This window comes from Paenibacillus jamilae (assembly GCF_050482105.1).
GTDB lineage: Bacteria > Bacillota > Bacilli > Paenibacillales > Paenibacillaceae > Paenibacillus > Paenibacillus jamilae_B.
In genome coordinates, this window is sequence record NZ_JBCNHI010000016.1 from 55095 (window position 1) to 79037 (window position 23943).

The following is a 23943-nucleotide window of genomic DNA, read 5'->3' on the forward strand; positions in this document are numbered from 1 at the left end:
CCTTTGCTGCTTGCATGTAGAACTACGACATTTTGAATAGATATGTGGTTAATAATGCATATACAATAGCATTTATAAGACGGACACAAGGAGGTGACGCTGTGGTCAGCATTAAAGATATCGCCAAACAGGCGGGCGTTTCCATATCTACCGTTTCATATGCTTTGAACGGTAGCGATAAGGTAACAGAAGAGACTTGCGCACGTATTTTGGCCATTGCCAAAGAGCTTAACTATGTGCCAAATGCCGCCGCACGGAATCTCAAAAAAAGGCAGACCAAAATTATTGGCGTATTCCTGACTGATTTTCGCGGAGACGTTTATGGAGATTTGCTGTACGGCATCAAGGAAATTTTGAACCGCAAGGGGTATGACCTCATTGTCTGCAGCGGCAAGCAATCCCATCGTATGCTACCAGAACGCATGATTGACGGAGCCATCGTACTGGATCAGACGTTTGATAGTCAGGAGCTGCTGAACTACGCCGAGCGCGGGCACAAAATTGTCGTATTGGACCGGGAATTGAATCATCCTAACATTAATCAGGTACTGCTGGATAACAAAGCAGGTGCCGCACTCGCCATAGAGCATCTATTGGAATTGGGACACCGCAAGCTATATGTTGTGACCGGACCAGAGGGGTCTTATGATTCATGGCAGCGGATGCAGGCGGTCAAGCAGACCATTGAGCGTAGCGGGGTCGCCGAGATGATCGAAATTGACGGCAATTTCGAGAAGTCGGGCGGTGAACAGGCGGCTGAGATCATTTTACAGCAGCAGGTTGGCCCTGATTCGGAGCCTGTAGCTGTATTTTGTCTCAATGATGAAATGGCCGTAGGCTTTTACAATCGAATGGCTCAATCAGAGCTTACCATTGGCAAGGATGTTCATATTGTCGGCTTTGATAATATCGAGCTGGCGCAATATATTCAGCCCCGGCTGACAACAATTGACTATTCCAAGCGCAAATGGGGCGCTGTAGCCGCCGAACAGGTTCTCAAGATCATTGCTGGGGAAGAGGTGGAGCATGAACGGCTGTACGTTACGCTTGTTCAAAGGGAATCGGCTGGCGCAGCGCTCATCACCCAAGACCAGCAGGAGCTCTAGTGAACCGCACAGAGGTACCCTCATCTACCAGCTTCCAAAAAAAGAACTTCCACTGTCCCAAAATGGGTTGGAAGTTCTTTTAGCTATACTGATTTAACCTAACAAAACCTCAATTAAGTTCGTCAACGACCGTAAGGGATTGGCAATCGTTCGACCTGTCTCCAGCTCCACCTGCAACGCAGCATCAACCATGGATAACTGTGCTACAGCCAGCCCTCTGCTTGGATCAGCCTTCGTCAGTTCATGCAATGAACGAACCAGCAATTCCTCATATTCATCTTTACGTCCCTGCATAATCAGCTCAAAAGCGTCCGCCACCACCTTGACCTCTATCAAAGAGGAAAGGTCCGGCTGGCCTAACAAAGTGGCTGTATGATAAAGACGCTTCATCGTCCCCTCTACGGTAGCTGGATTCGTGAATACCAAGGTGCGTGGCAGCAAATCATCGCACATCTCATGAAAAAAAGGCTCATCCAGTGCGAATATCGGTATAGACATTGCCTCTCGGGCCTTCTCTGCCAAAACGATATAATTCGTGCACGTTATCAAAATAACGTCTAGATCGCTTTGAGACATCCATCTCAACTGTTCTTCTACCTTGCGACTGGCCTCCTCCGCAGAAAAATGCGGGTCAGACGAGATCCGGCGCATAAGTCCTGGTTCTACAAAATGTACTAGCTCCACCTCATAAGAAGCAAAAGCTCGTTCCACATAAGCTATATTCGAGTAATGCGCATGCAGGCAGCCCACACGTTGCTTCAAGTCTTCCACCGTCCAATCCCCTGATATGTTTGCACCATTTTAACAGGAACCGGACGGTCTGGACAGTGCCAATCAGATCACACTACAAGCGCATTTTTAAAATTTACCGTTCGTATTTTTCCACTCTGTTTTAGCCGGAATCCCCTGAACTACATCCCAATGCTCAGCTATTTTGCCGTTCTCCACACGGAATAGATCATAGGCAGCAGCTGAGGTTCCCTTAGGAGATTTCAATTCACTTACTACCAGCACAAAGTTGCCTTCGCCAAGAACCATATGCACCTGATCATATCCAATAGAAGCTCCCTCGCCCGCTGCGGATAATGCTTGCTTCAGACTGGATACACCGTCACCAAAAAGAGGATTATGCTGAATATACTGATCCCCATTATAATAGCTTTCCAATGCTGCACGATTTTTGCCAACCAGCACGTCATCCACGAACTTGCGGATCAGCGTTTTGTTCGTCTCAGTTTGGCTAAGATCCGTGACTTGTGTTGTTCCGTCAATCATGGTGTGTCCGCTTCGATTGGTTGGAGCCGAGTCCTGCATGTTGTCCCAATGCTCCACAATTTTACCACTGCTATCGAAGCGGAAAATATCAAAACCAATGCTCGTTTTGCCTGCAACGGACTTTTTATAATGTACTGCTACATGATTGCCGTCCTGAATAATCCGCTGGATTTCAACAAACACATTGGCGCCCTTCGATTGGCTAATTCCTTGCAACAAGGCATCTCTTCCGCTAGCAAAGCTTGGATTATGCTGAATGTACTGATCTTTGCTGATCCAAGTCTCGGCTGCTTTCGTATCACCCGTTTCAAAGCTCTTCAGAATCTCAACAACCTTATCCTTATTACTCACCCCGATTTGCAAGGTCTGGCTGGCCGGGTCCCAAATCACTTGCTTGCCCCACGCTTCTTTGACGACATCGACCGGCACATAGGTTACCCCTTGCTTGGTCAAGATGGGAGAGGTGGACAGTGGTACCTTAATCCCATTGATCTGCGCTTCCGGATTTCCTGACACCAGGACAACGGTCGCCTGATCATAACGAATTGTCGTGCTTTGACGCGCTGTATTGAACGTAATGTGCTTGGCGTCCAGGGGAATACCTAAACTGGAGGCCAACTGTCTTAAAGGAATCAAAACCTGCTTATTTTCAACAATAGGCGCAATTTTGTAAGCCTCCTTCTTGCCATCTACCCAAACCTGAATCCCCGTAGCAGGTTTTACGTCGGCCGCTAAAGCCGGTACAGCAGAAGACAGAACCAGCAAGCCAGCAATTGCAGCAGTAACCGTATGTTTTTTCATGAATGTAAGCCCCTCTCAACCTGTAAAATAGAATATGGAGTACGATTTCTCTTTATGTAACTATTATAGTTGCAGTTAACCGCGAAGGAATAAACTTTTCCCTACCTATCTTACTTTAACCCCCATTCAAATCATTTGAAACCTTAAAAAACCTCCTTAAATGTTTATACTTATGACCGTTGCCATGCAAGCCACCAACCCTCGAATAAAGGATATGGAAAGCAATAACAATGTATGATCATCCTCATCGTTTTATTATAAATTACATGTACTAATGAGTTAGCTCAAAAAAAGCGGCTCCTATCACCAAGCGAATGAACGCTTTGTGAATAGAAAGCCGCTGTTAGCCTCATTAATATTGTGTTATGGATACCGTCCTCCGATACTTGATAAAGCTCCCAATTCGCCAGATTGAGATATACACGAGCGCCATCGTAATGGCCAGCATGCTAATTTCGCTCGTGCCCAAACTACTGAGGTACTGGGTCAGAACAACGCGAATCAAAATAATAGCGATAATAATATACTTAAAATATTGGTTCGGCTTGGGATAGATGAGACCGTCATCTCGTCTTTCATACGCCGTATGCAGCAAAATAACGTAGCCAAACAGAGCTCCTAATAACCCAGCAACCAGTAGCTCCCAAAGGGCGGGGGGCGCGTACGTTTGGCCAGGAATATGCATCAATTGATAAACGGACAGCATCATGACTGGGAAAGCGATAAACATGGGAAGCAAAATCCGGAATCCGTTTCCTTTTACTGGACCCCTTCGTCTTTTGGTTCTTAACCAGATCATCAGACCCACCAGAACAGCCATCAATGCATAAATAAAGATTGTCGTCATGGTGAAATTCCTTTCTACTATATAGTTATTTATTTAAGTTAGAGTGACAGCTTTTTCTCTAGTAAATAAGCGTTCAATCGAATTAAGACATATGCAACAATCCAACTAATCAATGCTGCAACCGGGAAATGCCAAGTAAAGGGAAACCAGTGACCGTTCTGAACATCATGAAATTGCTCATAGATCCGCTGATCGCCTGACCAATAAAAGACACTCCCTCCCCCCATCAAAAGAATCCACAATATCGGGCTAAGCGGCCGCAAGGTGCTGTATTTGGTACTGGCCGTTAGCAGCCCCAGCGCAATAACCAACGGCGTGAAGGCGATAATCATCACAAACCAGTTCAGGCCAGCTATCATAAATGACGCTGCATCCGCAAACGTATAAGCTTGTAGGGTCGACGAGATGAACAGCGCGTATAGAGAACCTACCACAAACAAAAGCAATATCACGACAATGGTTTGTAAAATAGCTGCAATCCATTTGGCGCTAATCAGCCACATGCGCGGATAGGGAAGGGTCAGCCACCATCCGTAGGTATCATTTTCCCATTCTCTTCTCAACATTCCCACACCCATGAAAACGATCATGTACGGCAAGCCCAGGGTGACATACCACAGCCGCGTCAATTCGAGTTGGTTGTGAAGAGCGAAGTACAAGGAAATCGCGAACGCCGCGATTAGAAATAGTGAGAAATATACAAGTCTCCACGATCTGGGCAGTCGATTGCGGCTTTGCTTTCTCCAGCTCCCTTTATTTCGAAATTCATGGCGTATCAAATCTTTGAACAGCTCGGATGAGTTCACGCCTTCCACTCCCTTTTGTACAAATTGCGGAACACCTGATTTAGCGAGCCATGCTCTGCACGCAGATCATCCGATTCACCGGACCATATCACTCGCCCCCGGTCCATCATAACCGTGTAATCAAACAAGCCTTCCACTTCCTGAATATCATGTGTGCTAATGAGTATGGACTGTTGCCGATCCTCCAAATAATCAATAATCCCTGCTACGATTGCTTCTCTAGAGAGCACATCAATGCCTACAAAAGGTTCATCCAGGATCATAAGCGGTACTTCTCGTGCCAGGCACAGAATCAGCAGTACACGTGCCTCCTGTCCGCGACTCAATCCAGCCATCCTCAGCCCAAGTTCCACGTCCATATGTTCAGCTAGTTTATAGGCATCCTTTATATTGAAGCCAGGCAAAAAGGAGTTCCCCCATTCCAGCGTCTGCTGAACTGTATGATTGGGATACCATCGCGCCCGGTCAGGAAGATAGGATATATTCCGGTTGGTTTCCCAGCCAGGCTGTTGGCCCAGCACCTGAAGCTCGCCCCCGTCCAGCTGGATCAACCCCGTGATGGCTCGAAAGAAGCTGGACTTCCCACAGCCATTGGGCCCAAGCACACCCACAATACGTCCTGCCGGAATGACGACATCCAGTTGGTCCAATGCTTTTTTACTGCCATATTGCTTCACCAGTTGCTTGGCAATTACCACAGACTCCGTCATGCCTTTTCGCCTCCTTCCTCATGATCTTCGTCCTGTCGGTTTCTTATATAATGCTGCACATCTTCCCAAGATAATCCCAGGCTGCTCATCTGTCCGAGAAACTGATCTATATACGTCATAGCCAGTTGTTCCCGAAAGACCGCAATCCGCTCACTGGACGAAGTTACATATGTGCCCAAGCCGCGTCGCTTCTCAGTCAAACCGTCCCGCTCTAGCTCCTGATATGCCCGCATCACAGTATTCGGGTTCATACGCAATTCCTGCGCCAGATCACGAACAGATGGCATTTTGCTTCCCATTTCAATCTCTCCTTTAGCAATGGAGCTTCGTACTTGATTTAATATTTGTTCATATAATGGCTGGCTAAAGTCAATTAAAAATCGGAACGAGCCAACCCGTTGTTCTTCCATGGGTGTTTCCCCCTAATTCGGCTGTATCTTTCGTGCCTGTAGTGTATTATATCACTTAATACACGTAATACAAGTACAAATAATTAAAATGCTAGTCCTGCCATCCCAATATCATTCAGTAAATGCTCAGCTTGCGCTCAGATAGCATTCAAGTTGATCCCTTATGATATATCAGGTACCAAACAAACCATAATGGAAAGGTGGAAAATGAAGATGAAAAGCACCAAGAAAGCAATTTTGGCCGGAACGATGGCGTTGGCATTTTTAGGAGGCGGAGCGTTGTACTCCACAGGCGCAGCCCATGCTGCTTCAACTACACCTGAGAAGGCTCCTACTGCAAACAAAGCACAGGCTCCTAAGGGTAACCCCGGCGATGCTAACGGTCCACAAATCGCAGGAGGAAACTACGCTGAGAACAAGGCTCTCCTCAAACTATTAAAGTTGTCCTCCAGTCAGTTGGATACACAGTTGAAGGCCGGTAAATCCCTGGCTACGATCGCCAAAGCACAAGGCGTTAGCGTAAACTCCGTGATTGATGTGATGGTTTCGGATATGAAGTCGAAGCTCGCTACGGAAAAACAAAACAGCAAAATTACCGCAAGCGAATATAACCAACGTACTTCCAACCTGAAGCAAATGATTACCGATATGGTGAATGGCGTTAAGCCCTCTAAGCCACCAGTAGACGGGGCTAAAGGAGAAGCAGGTAAAGCTCCCGCTAAACCAGATACGGACAAGGCTCCTGCTAAACCGGATGCAGCTAAAGCCTCTGCTAAGCAAAAATAGTTGCAAATCTATTTTTCCATAGCTGTAACTCGATAAGTCACATTCATAAGAACCATTTGTTAATCTGATGCAGCCACTCCATAATAATAAATCTCCATCCGGCTTCCCTGTACGGATTGAGAACCAATAAGCCTGTCCTCTGCTGAGATACAACAGAAGAGGACAGGCTTATACTTATACAATATGTGGTAAACTAACCTAAGCCAAAGATCACATTTTTTATCCTGATTCAGCAAAAGGAGTATGTAATGAAAATAAATAAACAGGAATTTTATGTACGAGGAGTAAGCTATACCATCAGGTCTGCCATGGTTCAGGATGCGATGGACTTGTCGGAAATTCGCGTGCTAATTGATGGAGAGACTGAAAATTTAGACAGAGAGAAGGGGGAAGCATTCATAAGTGCAGCCGGTTTTGAACAGCTTATCAAAGCCGATACAGAACATAGCAAAAATCTATTTTTAGTTGCGGTCGTTCATGATAAAGTCGTTGGATTTTCAAGATGCGAAGGTCATGTGCTGCGCAGATTTGCTCATAAAGTTGAGTTCGGTGTATGTGTACTAAAGGAATTCTGGGGTTATGGGATCGGGACGAATCTTTTAAAAGAATCTATTTCCTGGGCAGACTCCAACGGCATCCAGAAAATAACTCTCCAAGTTCTAGAAACCAATAATAAAGCCATTGAGCTTTATAAAAAGTATGGATTCGAAATCGAAGGGGTGTTAACAAACGACAAGATTCTCTCAGATGGACAGTACTACAACACCATAGTCATGGGGAGATTTTATAACTAAAGAAGATCCTGTCGAACAGGATCTTTCATCATTTCAGCGCGGTATGTATGCTAATAGCGATAGTTATCATAGGGGTTACGATTGCGATAATGATCACGCGGCTGTTGGGCTGCGGTAATCATCAAAAATATTCCTGAGAGCAAGTGCATTAACCAGCCCACAAATGGAATCCATCCAACAACCGATGTCACGATTCCTAAAATAGATCCATAATAAGGCTCTTTATTAGTCACCGATAGCACCAACGTTACAATGTGGAAAATCAACATAAAGAACAATATCGTATACGCAGAATTTACGACGATCAGCCCGCCCAGAACAGGAATAGCAAAAAATAGCTCCAATCCGCCTGTAATCCATTTTAATGTTTTTGATGGTGTCATTGTTCCACTCTCCCAATGCTATTTCATTCCATAAGTATATCCTATCCCCCTGCAGGATGACATACATATTTTACTAATTCCATGCTTACATAGCGACGATCTCACCCCTTTTTCGAATGGGCTAAGCTCTGGCTACATATATGTGAGAGAGAACGAAATTTGGTGATTTTTAAAGGGGGGGAGCATCATGGGATATTATATTGAAGTGGAACGTGGCGTTAAGCTGTATGTAGAAGATATAGGAGCTGGCATCCCTGTTCTGATGGTGCACGGCTGGCCGCTGGACCATCGCATGTACGAATACCAGGTTGCCCTGTTGCCTGCTTACGGATACCGCTGTATTCAAGTAGATCTTAGGGGATTCGGGAAGTCTGATCGACCATGGCATGGATACAATTATGATCGACTGGCAGACGACCTCCTGGCGGTTATACAGTTCCTTCAATTAAGTCATATACGGTTGATCGGCTTTTCCATGGGAGGCGCTATTGTCACACGCTACATGAGCAGGCACCGGGGATGGGGTGTTGACCAGCTAATTTTGATCGGAGCTGCGACACCTCGGTTCACTCCAACCAGCGGCTTTCCTTATGGCACTCCTGTCGCTGAGGTAGATAAGCTCATCAAACAAGCCTATACAGATCGGCCACAACTGGTAACATCATTTGGCGAAATGTTGTTTGCTAATCCCGTCAGCCAGAGTTTACGCGACTGGTTACGTGATCAGGGCTTTGCGGCTTCGGTTCATAGCATGGCTTGTACTTTGTATTCACTGCGTGACTCTGATTTACGGTCCGATTTGCCGTGTATACACGTGCCTACGTGGATTTTACACGGTAAGCTGGATCGAGTCTGCCCTTTCCCTCTAGCGATCGAAACTCAAAAAGGAATCATCGGGTCCAGGCTTATTCCTTTCGAACGGAGTGGTCACGGTGTATTTTATGAGGCGTTACCTGAATTTAATTCCACCTTACTGAGCATACTATCCTCATCCTCTACACATCACCTTTGAAAGCCCGTTCATTCTCTCAAAAGAAACAAAAAAGACGCCTCAGCGCCGTTAGGCTATGGGGCATCTTTTACTACAAACATGTATCCGCTTAGGATTGTTTGGTATGATTAAAGCTCGTATTATTTAAAACAGCCAGCTTTTTCTCGCCCTTCACCATGGCAGAACCGCAAATGGGGCATGTCGGCTCGACAGAAAAAGCGAAGTTATCCCGCATCCAGCCGTTGCATGTATCACTGGCGCAATTCCAAACAGTTGTAATTTCCTCAGGAATTTCATCCATTGGCTTTTTCCGTGAATTGTACATAAACATCCCTCTTTCTTCATGATTTATAAAGCGATAAGATGTAATCAGTTCAAAAACGGTCTTGTGAACAGATAAAAACAAATGCCCCAAACGCTATGTTCGGGGCATCTGAAGTAGGCTGTAATTTTAAATTACAGTTTTACAACGTTCTCAGCTTGTGGTCCACGGTTTCCTTCAACTACGTTGAATTCTACGCGTTGGCCTTCGTCCAAAGATTTGAAACCTTCGCCTTGGATTGCGGAGAAGTGTACGAATACATCGCTTCCACCTTCAACTTCGATGAAACCGAAACCTTTTTCTGCGTTAAACCATTTAACTGTACCTGTTTGCATGGAATTACCTCCAAAATATATTTATATGACCTTTATTTTTTACAAATAAAAATTCACATATTGCACAAGGTTATTTCAACCTAAAACAATAACCCTCTACAATATGTGAATCTCAGGTCACAATTTCAATATACTCATATTACCATAAGTGTATTGAAAACGCAAGCACTGGTGAATTTAATTTATGCAGAGTGCTTATATCAGCTATTGCTGCTTCATGCTGTTTTCATTAGACAAGAGTGAGTCATTAACGACTACTTAAAACATTATATCCACAATTGCTTCCTATTATACCAGTAATCCAAAAATAAATATACACAACATTGCGCAGGAGATGAGCCTTTTGAGCAAAGCCCATCTCCTGCTTTTATTGGCTCAATCTAATTACTAATCCGCCAGCGCTTTAATTTCCTCTGCTGTCAGCGCTTTGTTATATAACTGTACCTCATCCAGACTGCCGTTAAAGTAGGCATCGGCGGCAAAGCGGCTTTTACCAAGATAAGCCTCGTTCGTTAGCAACTCATTGGGGTTAAAGGTAATGCCGTCATTTACAGCTACTTCTTCACCATTTACATACAGCTTTCCTGTATTCCCCTCCAGTGTAACCGCTACATGCGTCCACTGGTTTAGAGGTAATGATGATTTGGCAAGCAAGCTCTGATCCGTACCCTCATGGATGGTAAACTGTAGTACACCGCCTCCTTGGGAAGGGGTGAGGAAAATATGGCGAGCCTGGCCGTTGCCGAAGTCAAAGATCCGTTGCCAAGCGGCTCCACCCTTCCAGTTCACCCAAGCGGAAAAGGTAAAGTCCTTCGCATCTGTTACCGTATTGGGGAGCTGCACGTAACCATCCTTGCCGTTCAGGACAAGAGCACCGCCAAGCTTCCCGTCTTTATCCCATGCGGTACCACCATACGCCTTACCGTCGAGTTGATTGTATGTGCTGTCCACAACGGAAGTTCCCTGATCCTCATTCCACGAGTAGCGTGCGAGCTGAGGACCCTGAGCCTGCTCAGGAACAATGGCTGTAAAGTTTTTCTTTGCTGTAGCTTTGTCCTTTTTGATAGTCGCTGTCAATGTAACTGCTACAGGCTGAGAACCGGCTTCTGGCCGGTACACTTCACCTGTGACAGAAATAATCTCGGGACGGGAGGATTCCCACGATATAGTGGTGTCTTGTGCAGCTTGAGTAGGTAGCGTGAGATCATAAAAAACGTTGCTCGTATCGCCTAGACTCAAATCCTTCTGCACCGCAGCTACAATCTTGCTAGCCTTCAGGTCAGGCTTTAGCGAACCCCATACCGCAACACCCTTGGAGGACAATGCGGTAAAAGCTAGCGTCTTGGCTCCTGTGTCTGGATCACGGTGTCGCAGGAATACCCCTTTGTACTTCGTACCATCTGCTGTAATCTCCAGCTGATTGTTTGCCCCCAGCTTCCATGTACCGTTCACTCCACCAGACAGTTTGCCACCTTGGTCCAGACTGACGGTAACGGCCTGCTTAATATTGGCCGAAATTTCCTTCCCGTGATTAACATACGAGTATTGACCGACAACATCCTTCTCAGATAGCTTTTTCAGTGAATCCTCATCTCCTGAATAGCGATAAGGAGCAACTACAGGCCAACCGTCAGCGTTCATGAACATTTCATGTACCCGCACTTCAAACTGCTCGCCTCTTCCCGGAAAACGGGAATGAAAAATGACAAAATGCTTTTTCGTCTTGGGATCATAATAAGCCGAGTTATGTCCGGGCGACACATAGCCTGTACCCAATCCTGTTCCCGGGTCACCAATTTCTCTCGGAATCAAGTAATTACCTATTAACTTGACACCATATGGCTCAATGGAAGCGTCATCAAAAAGGGGTTTGTCTGGATTGGCCTTGACCTTGATCATGTCGTTGCCTTCGGCATCGTAAAAAGGACCATCCGGTGTTTTGGACCGAGCCACACGCAAGTTGTATCCGCCGTCCGCTGACAATCCGCCATAAGACAGGAACAAGTAATAGTAATCCGTTTGTGGACTGTATTGTATGTATGGCCCCTCCATACGAGCATGGTTACCACCTGTCAGCTTTTTCCCGTAGCCTTGGCCTGGTAAGGGCTTTCCTGTTTTTTCATCCATCTGCATAATGAAAATGCCTCCGGAATAGGAGCCATATACCATCCACAGCTTGCCGTTCTTATCATAGAAAGTGTCAGGGTCTACGGCGTTGGGATGCTTGGTTGCATCATAGATCGTCCCATCTTCACTCGGTTGCCCCCACATGCCCGATTTCAGAAAAATCCCTTTATTCTTATAAGGGCCTTCAATTTTATCAGCAACCGCTAGGCCCATCGCTGAACGCGGGGAGTCGCCTTTACAAGCGTTATAGTACATATAGAACTTACCATCCGCCAATTGAATGACATCCGCTGCCCACAGCGTGTCTGTCTGTGCCCAATCCAGCGCTTCCTTTAATTCCTCCTTCACGTTGGGAATCAATGCATTCCCATTCGCCACGCCTGTCGCAATGGTATCCCAATTCATGAGGTCCTTGGATTTAGCAGCCGCCAGATGTGAGCCAAAAATATAAAACGTGTCTTTCACTTTCAGGATGGATGGATCATGTACGGAAGTCTCCTTGAAGGAGACGGCCTTTTTACTTTGGCTTAAAAGGTTTTCCTGCCCCTGTGCTTGAAGGGAGGCCTGCTCTATACTTTGAATCCCAGCTGTATCTGAATTAAGTGTTGACTCGGCGCCTGCCAAAGAGGCAGGCAACAACAGCGCACCTGCCAGAGAAGCAGCCGTTACTTTACGAATGAATATTTGCTTCATAAATCAATCTCCTCTCGTTTTGAACAGTCCTGATAACATGAAAACAATGTGGAGTAAGGCGGTCAGGATTATGTTTGAATTAACTTCTTTACCCTCGAATTAAATATTGATCATCTCCTCCCTGAAATTAAAGCGCTTCCATTTGATTTGAAAAATAAAACCTTCTTCTAACAAGAAGGACGATTCAAACCCGACGGTTCATCGTATCTTTATATTATTCAATGGGAATGGAAAATTCAATACGTAATTTTATATTTTTGTGAATTATTTATTTAATTATTAACATTAATAAATGTGTTGCTTAAACTACTGGTTTAAAGTTATAATTTTACAAGTAAAATTCCACATGTTACCTGCCGATATACTTAAAAAGACTCATTTTACGATTATATAAATACAAAATTTTACACTTTATAAGGAGGTGAAAATATATGCAATGGTATTTAAATGGATTAAAAAACTATGTAGGATTCCAAGGTAGAGCAAGACGTACAGAATACTGGATGTTTGTTCTATTTAGTGTAATTGCCACTGTGGTGATCGGAATAATTGACGGTCTTTTCGGCTTAACTCCGATATTGACGTACATTTATTCTTTGGCTGTCCTGCTGCCGTCTCTGGCTGTTATGGCCCGTAGACTGCATGACACAGGCAAAAGCGGATGGTGGATTCTCATCGCTCTGGTTCCTCTGGTAGGGTCAATTATTTTGATTGTATTCTTCTGCCTAGACAGTCAGCCTGGCGACAATAAGTATGGGAAAAACCCTAAATTGTAATGGTTGTAGTTGTCTAAAACCTCTTTCACTTATGTGAAGGAGGTTTTTTTCTTATTCACTTTTCCTCGAAATTCCAGCCATAAGTTTATCAGGAGACCTCAGCGTCCATACTGGATTAAAAAGTATCCTCAAAGAGAGGGAGAACGTTTATGCGTTTTCGGAAAAGAACCCCCCTTAACAAATTTAGAAAGGTGCCCGTCCAGCAAGCCGAAGGTAAGTCTGAGCATTCCGGAGAACAGCTCAGTGCAAATATGGGAACCAATCTTCAGCAGATCAGACAAGCACTCGGCAACAGCACCGATATCGTCATAAGAGAAATCCGTATTGGCAAGGATGGTGACCAACTCATCGCCATCATCTATACCGACGGTTTGGTAGACAAAAATATAGTCTCCGACTTCATCATGGAGTCGATGATGCTGGACAGCAGCTCGTCCAGGCACGTGGAGGGAAGGTTCCAAGCCTCCTCTAGTGTCATGCAAATTCTAAAGGATTACGCCCTGACTATCGGCAGCATCCGGGATATTACCGACTTTGAAACCTTATATAACGCGCTGTTGTCGGGGGATGCAATCATTTTGGTTGAGGGCGAGACGCAGGCAATATCGGCCAGCGCACGTGGGTGGAAGGATCGCGGTGTCACCGAGCCTGCCTCAGAAAATGTCGTGCGCGGGCCTCGGGAAGGATTTTCTGAGACACTGCGTACGAACACAACTTTGATTCGACGTAAGATTAAAGATCCGAATCTATGGCTGGAGACCAAACAAATCGGTCGTGTAACCCAGACCGATGTCGCTGTCATGTATATAAAGGGAATTGTGAATCCTAAATTGGTCGAGGAAGTACATGAACGATTGGATCGCATTGATGTAGACGGCATTCTCGAGAGCGGATATATCGAGGAATTAATCCAAGACAAAACCTTCACCCCCTTTCCCACAGTATACAATTCGGAACGCCCAGACGTCATCGCCGCTGAACTGTTGGAAGGTAAAATTGCAATCCTGGTAGATGGTACCCCTTTTGTGCTTGTCGTGCCTGCATTATTCGTGTCCTTCCTGCATGCGGCGGAGGACTATTATCAGCGTGCAGACATTAGCAGCTTCATCCGGGTCCTTCGTTATGCCGGAGTGTTTATCTCCCTGCTTGGTCCGTCCTTATATGTAGCCATCACTACGTTTCATCAGGAAATGCTGCCGACCTCACTGCTAATTGGTCTAGCGGCACAGCGGGAAGCTGTCCCTTTCCCCGCCTTTATCGAAGCACTCATGATGGAACTGACATTTGAAATATTGCGGGAAGCTGGCGTTCGCATGCCCAAATACATCGGGGCAGCCGTCTCTATCGTAGGCACACTCGTCATTGGACAAGCTGCTGTCGAGGCGGGCATCATATCTGCGGCAATGGTTATTGTTGTATCGATTACCGCCATTTCCAGCTTTGTTCTTCCTGCCTACAATATGTCCATCGCTTTTCGTATGCTGCGGTTCCCCTTGATGGGACTTGCTGCTTCCTTTGGATTGTTCGGAATTATTGTCGGAGGCATCGCCCTGATCCTGCATATGTGCAGCCTTCGTTCGTTCGGCGTTCCTTATATGTCTCCTTTTGCACCTTTAATCCCGACAGACACCAAAGATACCATCTTTCGGGTCCCTCACTGGATGATGACTTCACGTCCCCGGTTAGTGGAGCAGAAGAATGTCAATCGTCGAAACAGCACCCCGCCCCGTAAATCTCGGGAATAGAAGAAAAAGAAACCGTCAGAAAGGAGTGGATCATCATGAAACGGAAGGCGGCATTTCTGTTCTTGATCCTTACACTCGTTTTGCTTCTGACAGGCTGCTGGAATCGCAGGGAGCTGAATGAGCTTGGCATCGCCGTGGGTATGGGAATCGATAAACAAGGGGATCAATTTCGTGTCTCTATCCAAGTGGTGGACCCTGGGAATGCATCATCCAGAAAGGGGACAAGCGGCGGGGCTCCAGCCACCTTGTATACAGAGGAAGCGGATACCATATTTGAAGCGATCCGAAAAATAACAACAATCAGCCCCCGGAGAATGTATTTTTCTCACCTGCGTATATGTGTGATTGGTGAGTCATTAGCTACCGAAGGTATGGCAAAATCTTTAGATTTACTCTCCAGGTACCATCAGTTCCGCACTGATTTTTATATTGTAGTGTCCAAGGGCAATAGTGCGGAGGATACATTAAAAATTATGACACCTTTAAATCCGATTCCCGCCATTGATCTTTTCTCATCCCTGGAAACATCACAGAAAAACTGGTCACCCAGCACAACGGTAACCCTGGATGAATTGATTGATGCTGTCACCAGTGAAGGAAAACAGCCTGTGTTGACAGGACTCCGGATCATTGGCGATAAAGAGATGGGAGAAACCAGCAGCAATGTGAAAAAGATCGCCCCATTCAGTCGTTTACAGTATTCAGGACTTGCTGTATTTAGAGAAGATCGGCTAATCGGATGGTTAGATGAAACTGAGAGTCGAGGCTATAATTTCATCCTTGGCAAAGTGCAGAGCTCTGTCGGCTATGTTGCTTGTCCCAGAGGCGGCAAAATCGTCTCAGAAATCATCCGCACTCAAACCACTGTAAAAGGAAGTTCCTATAGGGGAGAACCTCAGATTCATATTAAAATGCAGGTTGAGGCCAACGTGGGAGAAGTTGAATGTACTGGCCTAGATCTGACCAAGGTTGAAACGATTCATGATATTGAAAAGAAAGAGGAAGAAAAAATAGAAGATATTATGAAGTCAGCCGTTAACAAGGCCCAAAAATCATACAAAACTGACATATTTGGATTCGGTGAAGCCATTCACCGCGCTGCTCCAAAGACTTGGAACACACTGAAAAAAAACTGGGATGAAGAACACTTTACAGAATTACCCGTAACGATCAAGGTCGATTTCAAGATTCGGCGCTTGGGCACTATCGGTAGCTCCTTTATGAATGATATGAAAGAATAAATTGTCAGAAGCCAGGGGGCCAGGTTTCTGGCTTTATAAAAGAAGGGGTCTTCTCAAAATGCTATCTCAAATAGTAAAAATCATCAGCATATTCCTCATCGCTGCTATCATTAGCTTGATTGAGGTCCCCGCCATGTGGAAAAAGGGATTTAAAAAAGAGCTCTGGTTATTTTTTACCCTTCTCTTTTTTGCGGTTGGGATCAGTTGTGCCAAAGTATTTCACTTCCACATTCCCACCCCCTTGGATTGGATAACAGCCATATATAGACCATTCAGCAATTTTTTGATTCATATGGGGCTAATAAAATAAGACGAGGTGAACAATGGGTGCCAGCACAAATCAAAATCTCAGCACGGCAGATCATGATATTAACTACTTTATTTACGGTCGGAAGTGCAATCCTCATCGTCCCTTCAGGCATGGCGCTTGTAGCCAAGCAAGATGCGTGGATTGCTGCGCTCGTCGGGGTCGGGGCTGGGCTTCTTATCTTATATTTGTACAGCAAGCTTGCGGCGCTTTATCCAAAGATGACCCTGATTGAGATGATGGAAACTCTACTCGGAAAATGGTTAGGCAAAACCGCAGGTATTCTTTTTTTCAGCATGCTATTTATTAATGCTCCTGTACCAGTGTTATTTTATTTAGGGAATTTTATGACCACTCAAATGATACCGGAAACGCCGATACTGGCGGTCAATATTCTCTTTGCACTTATTATAGTATTCGCTGTGCGATTAGGGCTAGAGGTCCTGGCTCGTTCGGCCGAACTGATGTTTCCTTTATTTACCTTGCTGTATATTTCTTTTGTGGGTTTAGTGGTATCCAATATTAAGCTGGAAAATGTTCAACCTGTGTTGGAGGCAGGAGTAGGACCGATTTGGCCTGCTGCCCTGTCCTTTTTTAGCACAGTATTTATACCTCATATTGTTTTGCTCATGATCTTCCCGTCTTCTATCAATCACTCAAATCAAACCCGTAAAGCTTTCTTTATAGGAAGCCTGCTTGGCGGGTTGATATTGGTCGTGGTGGTTGCACTGACAATTTTGGTATTTGGTCCTGACCTAACAGCAAGAAATATATATCCTAGTTATGCGTTAGCCAAAAAAATTAGCATTGGCAACTTTCTACAGCGGATCGAAGCCATCATGGCTACGATGTGGTTTATTTCACTTTTTTTTAGAATCACGCTGTATATGCACACCACAGTGACAGCAATAGCCCAAATCTTTTGTCTGAAAAGCGATCGGCAACTGGTGCTTCCTCTCGGGATGTTATTAGTCATCCTGTCCATCATCGTGTATCCTAATGTCCCTTACCAACAAACCTATGATACCAAGACGTGGATTCCCTTTTCTCTATCCATTGGGTTGTTCTTTCCCTTGCTGCTGCTCTGTATTCATGGGATACGAACAATCTGGTCAAACAAAAAAACAACATCCAAAGAGTAAGTCATATTCATTTTTCGTGATATCTGTGAATTTTTTTTGCGCTACCTGTTTATAATCTTCACTTTTAGTTTATTTTAAACGAGTATTAAGCTGGCGCTAAGATTGGGCGTGTATGATGTATTTAAGAATCTGGTAACTACATAAGCCGGATGGGCTAAAGGCGTAAACATTACTCCCGTTGGATATCCATATACCGTTCCACCCTGTCAGAATTTTAATGAAACACAAAGGAGATTTACTATTATGAACCGAAAACGAATGTTGGTCATCTGCACACTGTTGCTGGCGTTATCTATTGGGCAGTCTTCTACTTGGGGAAGTCGGGCTAATGCTGCTGCACTGGCTCCAGAGAGAGCCCTTCATGTACAGGACAATGAAGCTTCCAAGGATGATGATTTGTTGCGAACACTGGGTATTTCCTCGGATGAGCAACTGTATGATGCGTTATATAACGGTCAAACCTTGGCTGATATTGCACAAACCCATAATCAGGATGCTCAGGCTATCGTTGATTTGCAGGTAGCTCAGTTAACGGAGCAATTGAACCAACGACTGGCCGATAAGAGCATTACACCTGAGCAATACCAAGCTCATAAGGCTGAATTGACTCAAGTTGTTGCCAAAAGTGTATTCGGGCTATAAGCCTAGGCATGACCGAATGTAATAAAGGCGCTGAATCCATAGAGGATCAGCGCCTTTTCTGTATTGACCAGCTTACACTTGATATACCCGGATCAGGTTGGTGGTGCCTGCCTCAGCGACAGGAACACCTGCTGACAGGACTACAGTATCCCCTTTATGGATATAGCCTGCATTCAGGGCATTGCGGATAGAGGATTCGAACATTTCGTCCGTTGTTGCTACTTTATCCCCTTTGATCGGAATTACACCGGACAACAGACAAATCTTAGCGAACACCGTATTATTCGGGGTAACCGCAATGATCGGTGCCTTCGGACGATATTTGGACACCATACGTGCCGTGAATCCACTGGCTGTCGAGGTAATAATCGCTTTGGCGTCCAGCTCCAGAGACGAACTTACTGCGCCCTGACTAATGACTTCGGTAATGTTGGTGCTTTGGCGTGCTCTGCGTTTGTCGAACTGCTCCTGATAATCCAACTGCGATTCTGCTCTGGCAGCTACCGCAGCCATGGTCCGTACGGACTCGACAGGATACTTACCAGCAGCAGATTCGCCGGACAACATCACTACGTCAGCTCCTTGCATAACAGCATTGAACACGTCACTAACTTCAGCTCTCGTCGGACGTGGGTTCACCTGCATGGATTCCAGCATGTGAGTAGCAACGATAACGGGCTTGCCGACCAAATTACACTTGTCGATCATTTCTTTTTGCATTACAGGCACATCCTGAATCGGCACTTCCACGCCCAGGTCGCCACGAGCTACCATAATACCGTCTGAAGCTTCGATGATGTCATCTAGGTTCTCCATACCTTCGGCATTTTCAATTTTGGAATAGATCTGTACATGCTCAGCTTGGTGTCCCTTCAAAATCTCACGGATTTCGCGGATGTCATCACCTTTACGCACAAAAGAAGCCGCAATAAGCTCAATGCGCTGCTCCACCCCAAATTGGATGTGCCTCACATCACGCTCCGTTACGCCTGGAAGAGTCGTATGAATCCCTGGCAGGTTCACACCTTTTCTTGGCTTCAAAATACCGCCGCTTACGATATTACAAATCATTTCCGTTCCTTCGATGGAGGTTACAGTTAGGTCAACCAGACCGTCATCAATGAGAATACGATCACCTGGTTTGATGTCTTTCGGCATATCTGGATAATTCACCGAAATACGATGCTCGTCCCCTAAAATCTCTTCCGTGGTCAGAATGAGCTGGCTACCTGGCTTCAGCAGAACAGATGCCTCTTTTAGCTTGCCAATCCGTATTTCCGGCCCTTTAATATCCATCATGACAGGGATACAGGTGTTCATTTCCTTCGCAGCCTGCCGCACATTTTCAATACGTTTAACATGATCCTCCAGCTCCCCGTGAGCCATGTTTAGGCGGGCTACAGTCATACCAGCCTGGATCATTTCTTTTAACAGATCAATGGAATCGCAGGCAGGTCCCATAGTACAAATAATTTTCGTTTTAAGCATAGTAATGTCATCCTCCTGAATGTCTTTACTGTATGGTTTCTAGTCCACTTTGCTTCTCTATCTACATTAAACTTATATAGTTCTATTCTACCTGTACCCGTGCACCAAGACTATGAACTATAGTATGATGAATGTACTACAGTATGATGAATGTTGAAGACATCGGAGAGTGAGTTTCGTGATTACATTGACGAGTATACGGCAGGACAATGGTGTAGACTGGTACGAAAAGGCTAGTACAAATAGCGACAACGATGACTTACTGTTCATTTTGGTCACCTTTGGCAAATGTGTATATTGGGTGAACGATAGTAAGATCATTCTGGGCAAGGGTGAAGCTCTGCTTTTACCCGGTCATCTGAATTACTATGGCAAGAGCATTCCTACGCTTTTCCATACCAAGTATGTGATACATTGCCGCAAAACATGTACGAACAGCACACTTCCCATACTGAATACAGACCAGCCATTATGGATCAAGCCCGGATGCTACGATTTGCTGCATGAACGGATCAAATCGATGTATTATCAATGGACTGAACACCCAAGCTACTACGCCCTGATGGCTGACTGTCTGCTGACCGAAGCCATGATTTATATGAACCAGGAATGGGACAAAGGTACCGTTCCTCGCGATAAAGAACGGCATGTAGAACATATGAAACAGTATATTCAGAATCACTACAGAGAAAAGGTAACCAAAGAAGAGCTTGGCGATGCCATCCGCAAAACCCCCAACTACGCCGCGACACTGCTGCGTGAGGTTACAGGCCAAACGATCAGCGAGCATGTACATACGCAACGTATTAAAACCGCCATCTACATGTTAACGGAGTCTCGGCTAACAGTTCGTGAGATTTCAGAGTACGTGGGATATAGTGATGTGTCTTATTTTCATCGAATCTTCAAACGCTTAACAGGCTGTTCCCCGTCCGAGTTTCTGGATGAACGTTCCTCCATCGTCTAATCGGACAGCCTGAAGCTTTATTTCATAGAATAAAAAAATGGTCGCCCCACATGGAATCCATGTAAAAGGCGACCATTATAGTTATACTTACACACATGAACCTGCGTGCAGTTGTGCTGGCTGGATGATATTAATTGGAGGAACCCGCTGTTTTGACTTTCTCCAGCATTTTATCGTTAAAGCCAAACATCCAAGTCAGGACAAAAGATACAGCCATCGCAGCCAAGTTTGCCAAAATATAAAACGGAAGCTGATGGTTCATGTAGAGCAGCGTACCTGGAATAACTGTAACCGCCATCCCTGTAGCCGCCAAATGCAAGATTGAAGCAATAAAACCACCCACCGCTCCGCCGATGAGACCCATGACAAAAGGCTTCATATATCTCAGATTAACACCGAAAATAGCCGGCTCTGTAATCCCCAGGAAAGCGGAGAACGAAGAAGGAAGCGCCAACGCTTTCAGCTTGCTGTCCTTCGTTTTCAGACCAACCGCCAGACAGGCAGCACCCTGGGCAGCCATTGCGCACGTAATAATAGCATTGAAGGCATTAACGCCGTTCTTTTCAAGCAATTGGATCTCCAGAAAATTAAATATATGATGTACACCTGTAACGACGATAATCTGATGCAAAAAGCCGATGACAATCCCTGCAATACCGAAAGGCAAATCAAGTACAAATGTTGTTCCGTGCAGTACCCATTCTTCAAGCGAGTGGAAAATTGGACCGATAGCAAACAGTCCCAAAGTGATCATAATCAACAGTGTTAAAAATGGTGTAAGAATCAGGTCCAGCGCTTCAGGCACCCGTTTGCGCAGCGCCCGTTCCAGCTTGGCTCCGATTAAGCCTACGAAGAAGGCTGGCAACACCGATCCTTGATAACCAACCACAGGAATGAAACCGAACATTGTCAGCGGATGGGCTGAGCCGTCGGCAACACTATACGCGTTAGGCAAGGCCGGGTTTACCAGCATCAGGCCGAGAACGATCCCCAGCACCGGACTGCCGCCGAATACTCTAAAGGCTGACCATGCGACTAACGCGGGTAGGAAGGCAAAAGCTGTATCCGTTAATACTTGTGTATATAATAAAAAGTTAGGTGAAATATCCTGCGGCGTCATGCCGAACAGAGCGAGAATTTGCGGCTGAGTGAGCAAACCGCGCAGCCCCATGAACAACCCTGTAGCGACCAGCACTGGAATAATCGGTACAAACACATCGCCAAAGGTGCGAATGGACCGTTGGAAGACATTGCCCTCCTTTTTCGCCTGACTTTTGACCTCTTCTTTAGACGAACCCGTCACGCCAAGCTTCTCAACCTCATCAAAAATCCGATTTACCGTACCTGTGCCAAAAATAATTTGATATTGACCTGAATTGAAGAAAGCCCCTTTAACCTTGTCGATCTCCTCCACTTTTTTCTGGTCAATCTTCTCCTTATCATGCACCATAATCCGCAGGCGCGTTGCACAGTGAGCAAACGAAGCGATATTTTCCTTACCACCGATCGCCTCGATCACTTCTTTAGCTATTTCTCTGTTTTCCGCCATGATGTTCATCCCCTCGTTCATTCCGTTATGTTTGATGATTAACGATCCACTTGATGAATTAGCCTACTCATGTAAAGTTCCATTTTACCGCTTGGAAGAGAGCCTCTCCCTTGTCGGCAAAAAAGCGTATTTCGTCACTCTCTGGGTGCGGAAAAATACGACTGGTGAACACTTCTTCCCCGTCATTGACGAAAATCTCAACTGAAGATGTATCTACAAACAAATGGAGCTTGATATGATCCTTATCCCATGCACACTGCCGTACTTCACCGTACGAAGCGGCTACAGGCTCACCCGATTGTGAACGGTCCAATACAAGTTTACGGCTGACGGCATTGTATTTAATCACCGTCTTTTCTGTCTCACTCGCACGGAACTCAATCCCAAATGCCTTGGCATCCAGAAGATCTACTTCACAGATCAGTTCATAGGCTGTACCCTTAAATCCTTCGTAGGTTTTGCTCTCTGAGGACAACGTGTCAGCTACCCGATCCTCACTATTTCTACGCAGTGTGGTTAGCTCTGGGATTGGCCGCTGCAACAGTTTTCCTTTATGAAGCGTAAGCTCCCTCGGTAACGTCAGACAATGGGCCCATCCATTAGGATCTGTCGGGGATTCGATATCCGGTAGCCCCATCCAGGCCACCATAATACGCCGCCCCTGCGGGTCAATCATCGTCTGTGGTGCATAGAAATCAAAGCCTCTATCAAGCTCGTGGAATGCGCCGTGCTTCAATGTTCTTGTCTCTGTATCCAGCGGCTTGCCGATAACGTAGCCCGATTGATAAATATTGTGGTTTTCATCCCCTGAAGGCTCTAAGCCCTGTGGAGAAAAGACCAGAACACCCGCTCCGTTCAGTTCGAAATAATCCGGGCATTCCCACATATATCCGAACGATTCCAGCCCCGTGTTTAGTTCCCCCTCAAACTGCCAAGTACGGAGATCGGTTGAACGATAAAGGACAACGCAGCCTGTTAAATTCGTTCTCTGGGCGCCAATCACACAGTAAAAGCTATCGCCGTCCTTCCACAGCTTGGGATCGCGAAAGTGGTCTGTATAACCCTCTGGCACATGGTCAATAACAGGATGCTCCCACTTGGTAATGTGACCGCTCTCATCCATAACAGCCATGCATTGATAAGGATGTCTGATCCAGTTTTCGTCTCGTGTATTTCCTGTATACATCATATATAATTTGCCCTCATGCTCCAGCGCGCTGCCAGAGTAAGCCCCATGCGAGTCAAAATAGTCGCCAGGTGTGATGCCAATGCCTGCGCTCTGCCATGTGACCAAATCTTTGGATTTCAAATGATACCAATATTTCATCCCGTGATCCGTTCCTAGCGGGAACCATTGATAAAATAAATGGTATTCACCTTGATAATATGAAAATCCATTCGGATCATTGAGCAAGCCTGTTGGTGGCTGGATATGAAACGACTGCCGCCACTGACATTGCTCCACCTTTTTCTCCAAGCTCGCGATTTCACCGGGCTCTGCCTGCTCGATCAGTCGATACTTTTGTTCTTTTGTCATTTTCATAGGTGTACCTCATTTTTTAATAACTTAGATTTAGGGAACCGGTTCCAAAAGATTCAAAAAAATATTATATCGGAACCGGTTCCTATACGATTAAAAAAAATACTCATCCATGGATTTGCAACCGATTCCAATTGTGCAAGAATGCAATGGAACCGGT

Annotated in this window: 23 protein-coding genes; 10 read left to right on the plus strand and 13 right to left on the minus strand. The window is 45.5% G+C overall.

All coding sequences use genetic code 11. The features are described from left to right. Positions 1-101 precede the first annotated feature (101 nt). Positions 102-1106: a LacI family DNA-binding transcriptional regulator gene (locus ABEW32_RS14005; RefSeq protein ID WP_430188559.1), complete on the plus strand. Its 1005-nt coding sequence runs from the start codon at positions 102-104 to the stop codon at positions 1104-1106. Positions 1107-1199: 93 nt separating this feature from the next. On the opposite strand, the gene ABEW32_RS14010 is transcribed toward ABEW32_RS14005, so the two are convergent. The 6 genes from ABEW32_RS14010 to ABEW32_RS14035 all read right to left on the minus strand — a co-directional run bounded on the left by ABEW32_RS14010 (position 1200) and on the right by ABEW32_RS14035 (position 5955). Continuing rightward, complete coding sequence (locus ABEW32_RS14010; protein WP_430188561.1) at positions 1200-1877, minus strand: hypothetical protein; 678 nt, start codon at positions 1875-1877, stop codon at positions 1200-1202. An 87-nt stretch (positions 1878-1964) separates the two neighbouring features. Continuing rightward, positions 1965-3182: a stalk domain-containing protein gene (locus tag ABEW32_RS14015; protein ID WP_430188562.1), complete on the minus strand. Its 1218-nt coding sequence runs from the start codon at positions 3180-3182 to the stop codon at positions 1965-1967. Between the two features lie 352 nt (positions 3183-3534). Beyond that, positions 3535-4029, minus strand: a complete 495-nt coding sequence (locus ABEW32_RS14020) for a CcdC protein domain-containing protein (protein ID WP_430188564.1) — start codon at positions 4027-4029, stop codon at positions 3535-3537. Between the two features lie 38 nt (positions 4030-4067). Continuing rightward, positions 4068-4835 (minus strand): ABC transporter permease subunit, encoded by a 768-nt coding sequence (locus ABEW32_RS14025; protein ID WP_430188565.1) that lies wholly within the window; start codon positions 4833-4835, stop codon positions 4068-4070. After that, on the minus strand, positions 4832-5545 hold the full coding sequence (locus tag ABEW32_RS14030) for an ABC transporter ATP-binding protein (protein WP_430188567.1): 714 nt from the start codon (positions 5543-5545) through the stop codon (positions 4832-4834). The genes ABEW32_RS14025 and ABEW32_RS14030 overlap by 4 nt, the downstream gene beginning before the upstream one ends. Beyond that, entirely contained in the window at positions 5542-5955 is a 414-nt protein-coding gene (locus ABEW32_RS14035; RefSeq protein WP_430188569.1) for a GntR family transcriptional regulator, read from the minus strand. The genes ABEW32_RS14030 and ABEW32_RS14035 overlap by 4 nt, the downstream gene beginning before the upstream one ends. Positions 5956-6168: 213 nt before the next feature. Between ABEW32_RS14035 and ABEW32_RS14040 the strand changes: the two genes are divergently transcribed. Together ABEW32_RS14040 and ABEW32_RS14045 are read left to right on the plus strand one after the other, a co-directional pair. After that, complete coding sequence (locus tag ABEW32_RS14040; protein WP_430188571.1) at positions 6169-6741, plus strand: hypothetical protein; 573 nt, start codon at positions 6169-6171, stop codon at positions 6739-6741. 248 nt (positions 6742-6989) lie between these two features. Continuing rightward, entirely contained in the window at positions 6990-7535 is a 546-nt protein-coding gene (locus ABEW32_RS14045) for a GNAT family N-acetyltransferase (protein ID WP_430188572.1), read from the plus strand. A gap of 50 nt (positions 7536-7585) precedes the next feature. Here the strand turns inward: ABEW32_RS14045 and ABEW32_RS14050 are convergent, their stop codons facing one another. Continuing rightward, positions 7586-7918, minus strand: coding sequence for a hypothetical protein (locus tag ABEW32_RS14050; protein WP_430188574.1), 333 nt, complete (start codon positions 7916-7918; stop codon positions 7586-7588). A 187-nt stretch (positions 7919-8105) separates the two neighbouring features. On the opposite strand from ABEW32_RS14050, the gene ABEW32_RS14055 reads away from it, so the two are divergent. Next, positions 8106-8930, plus strand: coding sequence for an alpha/beta fold hydrolase (locus ABEW32_RS14055; RefSeq protein ID WP_430188576.1), 825 nt, complete (start codon positions 8106-8108; stop codon positions 8928-8930). 88 nt (positions 8931-9018) lie between these two features. On the opposite strand, the gene ABEW32_RS14060 is transcribed toward ABEW32_RS14055, so the two are convergent. The 3 genes from ABEW32_RS14060 to abnB all read right to left on the minus strand — a co-directional run bounded on the left by ABEW32_RS14060 (position 9019) and on the right by abnB (position 12386). Beyond that, complete coding sequence (locus tag ABEW32_RS14060) at positions 9019-9234, minus strand: cold-shock protein (protein ID WP_013308357.1); 216 nt, start codon at positions 9232-9234, stop codon at positions 9019-9021. A gap of 131 nt (positions 9235-9365) precedes the next feature. After that, positions 9366-9566 (minus strand): cold-shock protein, encoded by a 201-nt coding sequence (locus ABEW32_RS14065; RefSeq protein WP_007428290.1) that lies wholly within the window; start codon positions 9564-9566, stop codon positions 9366-9368. A 387-nt stretch (positions 9567-9953) separates the two neighbouring features. Further along, on the minus strand, positions 9954-12386 hold the full coding sequence (abnB, locus tag ABEW32_RS14070) for an arabinan endo-1,5-alpha-L-arabinosidase AbnB (RefSeq protein WP_430188578.1): 2433 nt from the start codon (positions 12384-12386) through the stop codon (positions 9954-9956). A 431-nt stretch (positions 12387-12817) separates the two neighbouring features. Here abnB and ABEW32_RS14075 point away from each other — a divergent pair, with 431 nt between their 5' ends. The 5 genes from ABEW32_RS14075 (at position 12818) to ABEW32_RS14095 (ending at position 18239) form a co-directional block, all read left to right on the plus strand. Continuing rightward, entirely contained in the window at positions 12818-13162 is a 345-nt protein-coding gene (locus ABEW32_RS14075) for a DUF805 domain-containing protein (RefSeq protein WP_430188580.1), read from the plus strand. A 149-nt stretch (positions 13163-13311) separates the two neighbouring features. Next, complete coding sequence (locus ABEW32_RS14080; RefSeq protein ID WP_430188582.1) at positions 13312-14907, plus strand: spore germination protein; 1596 nt, start codon at positions 13312-13314, stop codon at positions 14905-14907. 35 nt (positions 14908-14942) lie between these two features. Then, on the plus strand, positions 14943-16148 hold the full coding sequence (locus ABEW32_RS14085; protein ID WP_430188584.1) for a Ger(x)C family spore germination protein: 1206 nt from the start codon (positions 14943-14945) through the stop codon (positions 16146-16148). Positions 16149-16475: 327 nt separating this feature from the next. Continuing rightward, the gene (locus tag ABEW32_RS14090) at positions 16476-17597 is read left to right on the plus strand and encodes a GerAB/ArcD/ProY family transporter (protein WP_430188586.1); all 1122 of its coding nucleotides are present in this window, start codon (positions 16476-16478) and stop codon (positions 17595-17597) included. A gap of 243 nt (positions 17598-17840) precedes the next feature. Next, positions 17841-18239 carry a hypothetical protein gene (locus tag ABEW32_RS14095; RefSeq protein WP_430188588.1) on the plus strand — a complete coding sequence of 133 codons (399 nt, stop codon included), beginning with the start codon at positions 17841-17843 and terminating at the stop codon, positions 18237-18239. Positions 18240-18311: 72 nt separating this feature from the next. Here the strand turns inward: ABEW32_RS14095 and pyk are convergent, their stop codons facing one another. After that, positions 18312-19727, minus strand: a complete 1416-nt coding sequence (gene pyk, locus ABEW32_RS14100) for a pyruvate kinase (protein WP_430188590.1) — start codon at positions 19725-19727, stop codon at positions 18312-18314. A 178-nt stretch (positions 19728-19905) separates the two neighbouring features. Here pyk and ABEW32_RS14105 point away from each other — a divergent pair, with 178 nt between their 5' ends. After that, complete coding sequence (locus ABEW32_RS14105) at positions 19906-20694, plus strand: AraC family transcriptional regulator (RefSeq protein WP_430188592.1); 789 nt, start codon at positions 19906-19908, stop codon at positions 20692-20694. A gap of 130 nt (positions 20695-20824) precedes the next feature. Here ABEW32_RS14105 and ABEW32_RS14110 read toward each other — a convergent pair whose 3' ends face one another. After that, positions 20825-22243 (minus strand): sucrose-specific PTS transporter subunit IIBC, encoded by a 1419-nt coding sequence (locus ABEW32_RS14110; protein ID WP_430188593.1) that lies wholly within the window; start codon positions 22241-22243, stop codon positions 20825-20827. A 67-nt stretch (positions 22244-22310) separates the two neighbouring features. Continuing rightward, positions 22311-23786, minus strand: coding sequence for a glycoside hydrolase family 32 protein (locus ABEW32_RS14115; protein ID WP_430188595.1), 1476 nt, complete (start codon positions 23784-23786; stop codon positions 22311-22313). Positions 23787-23943: the final 157 nt, after the last annotated feature.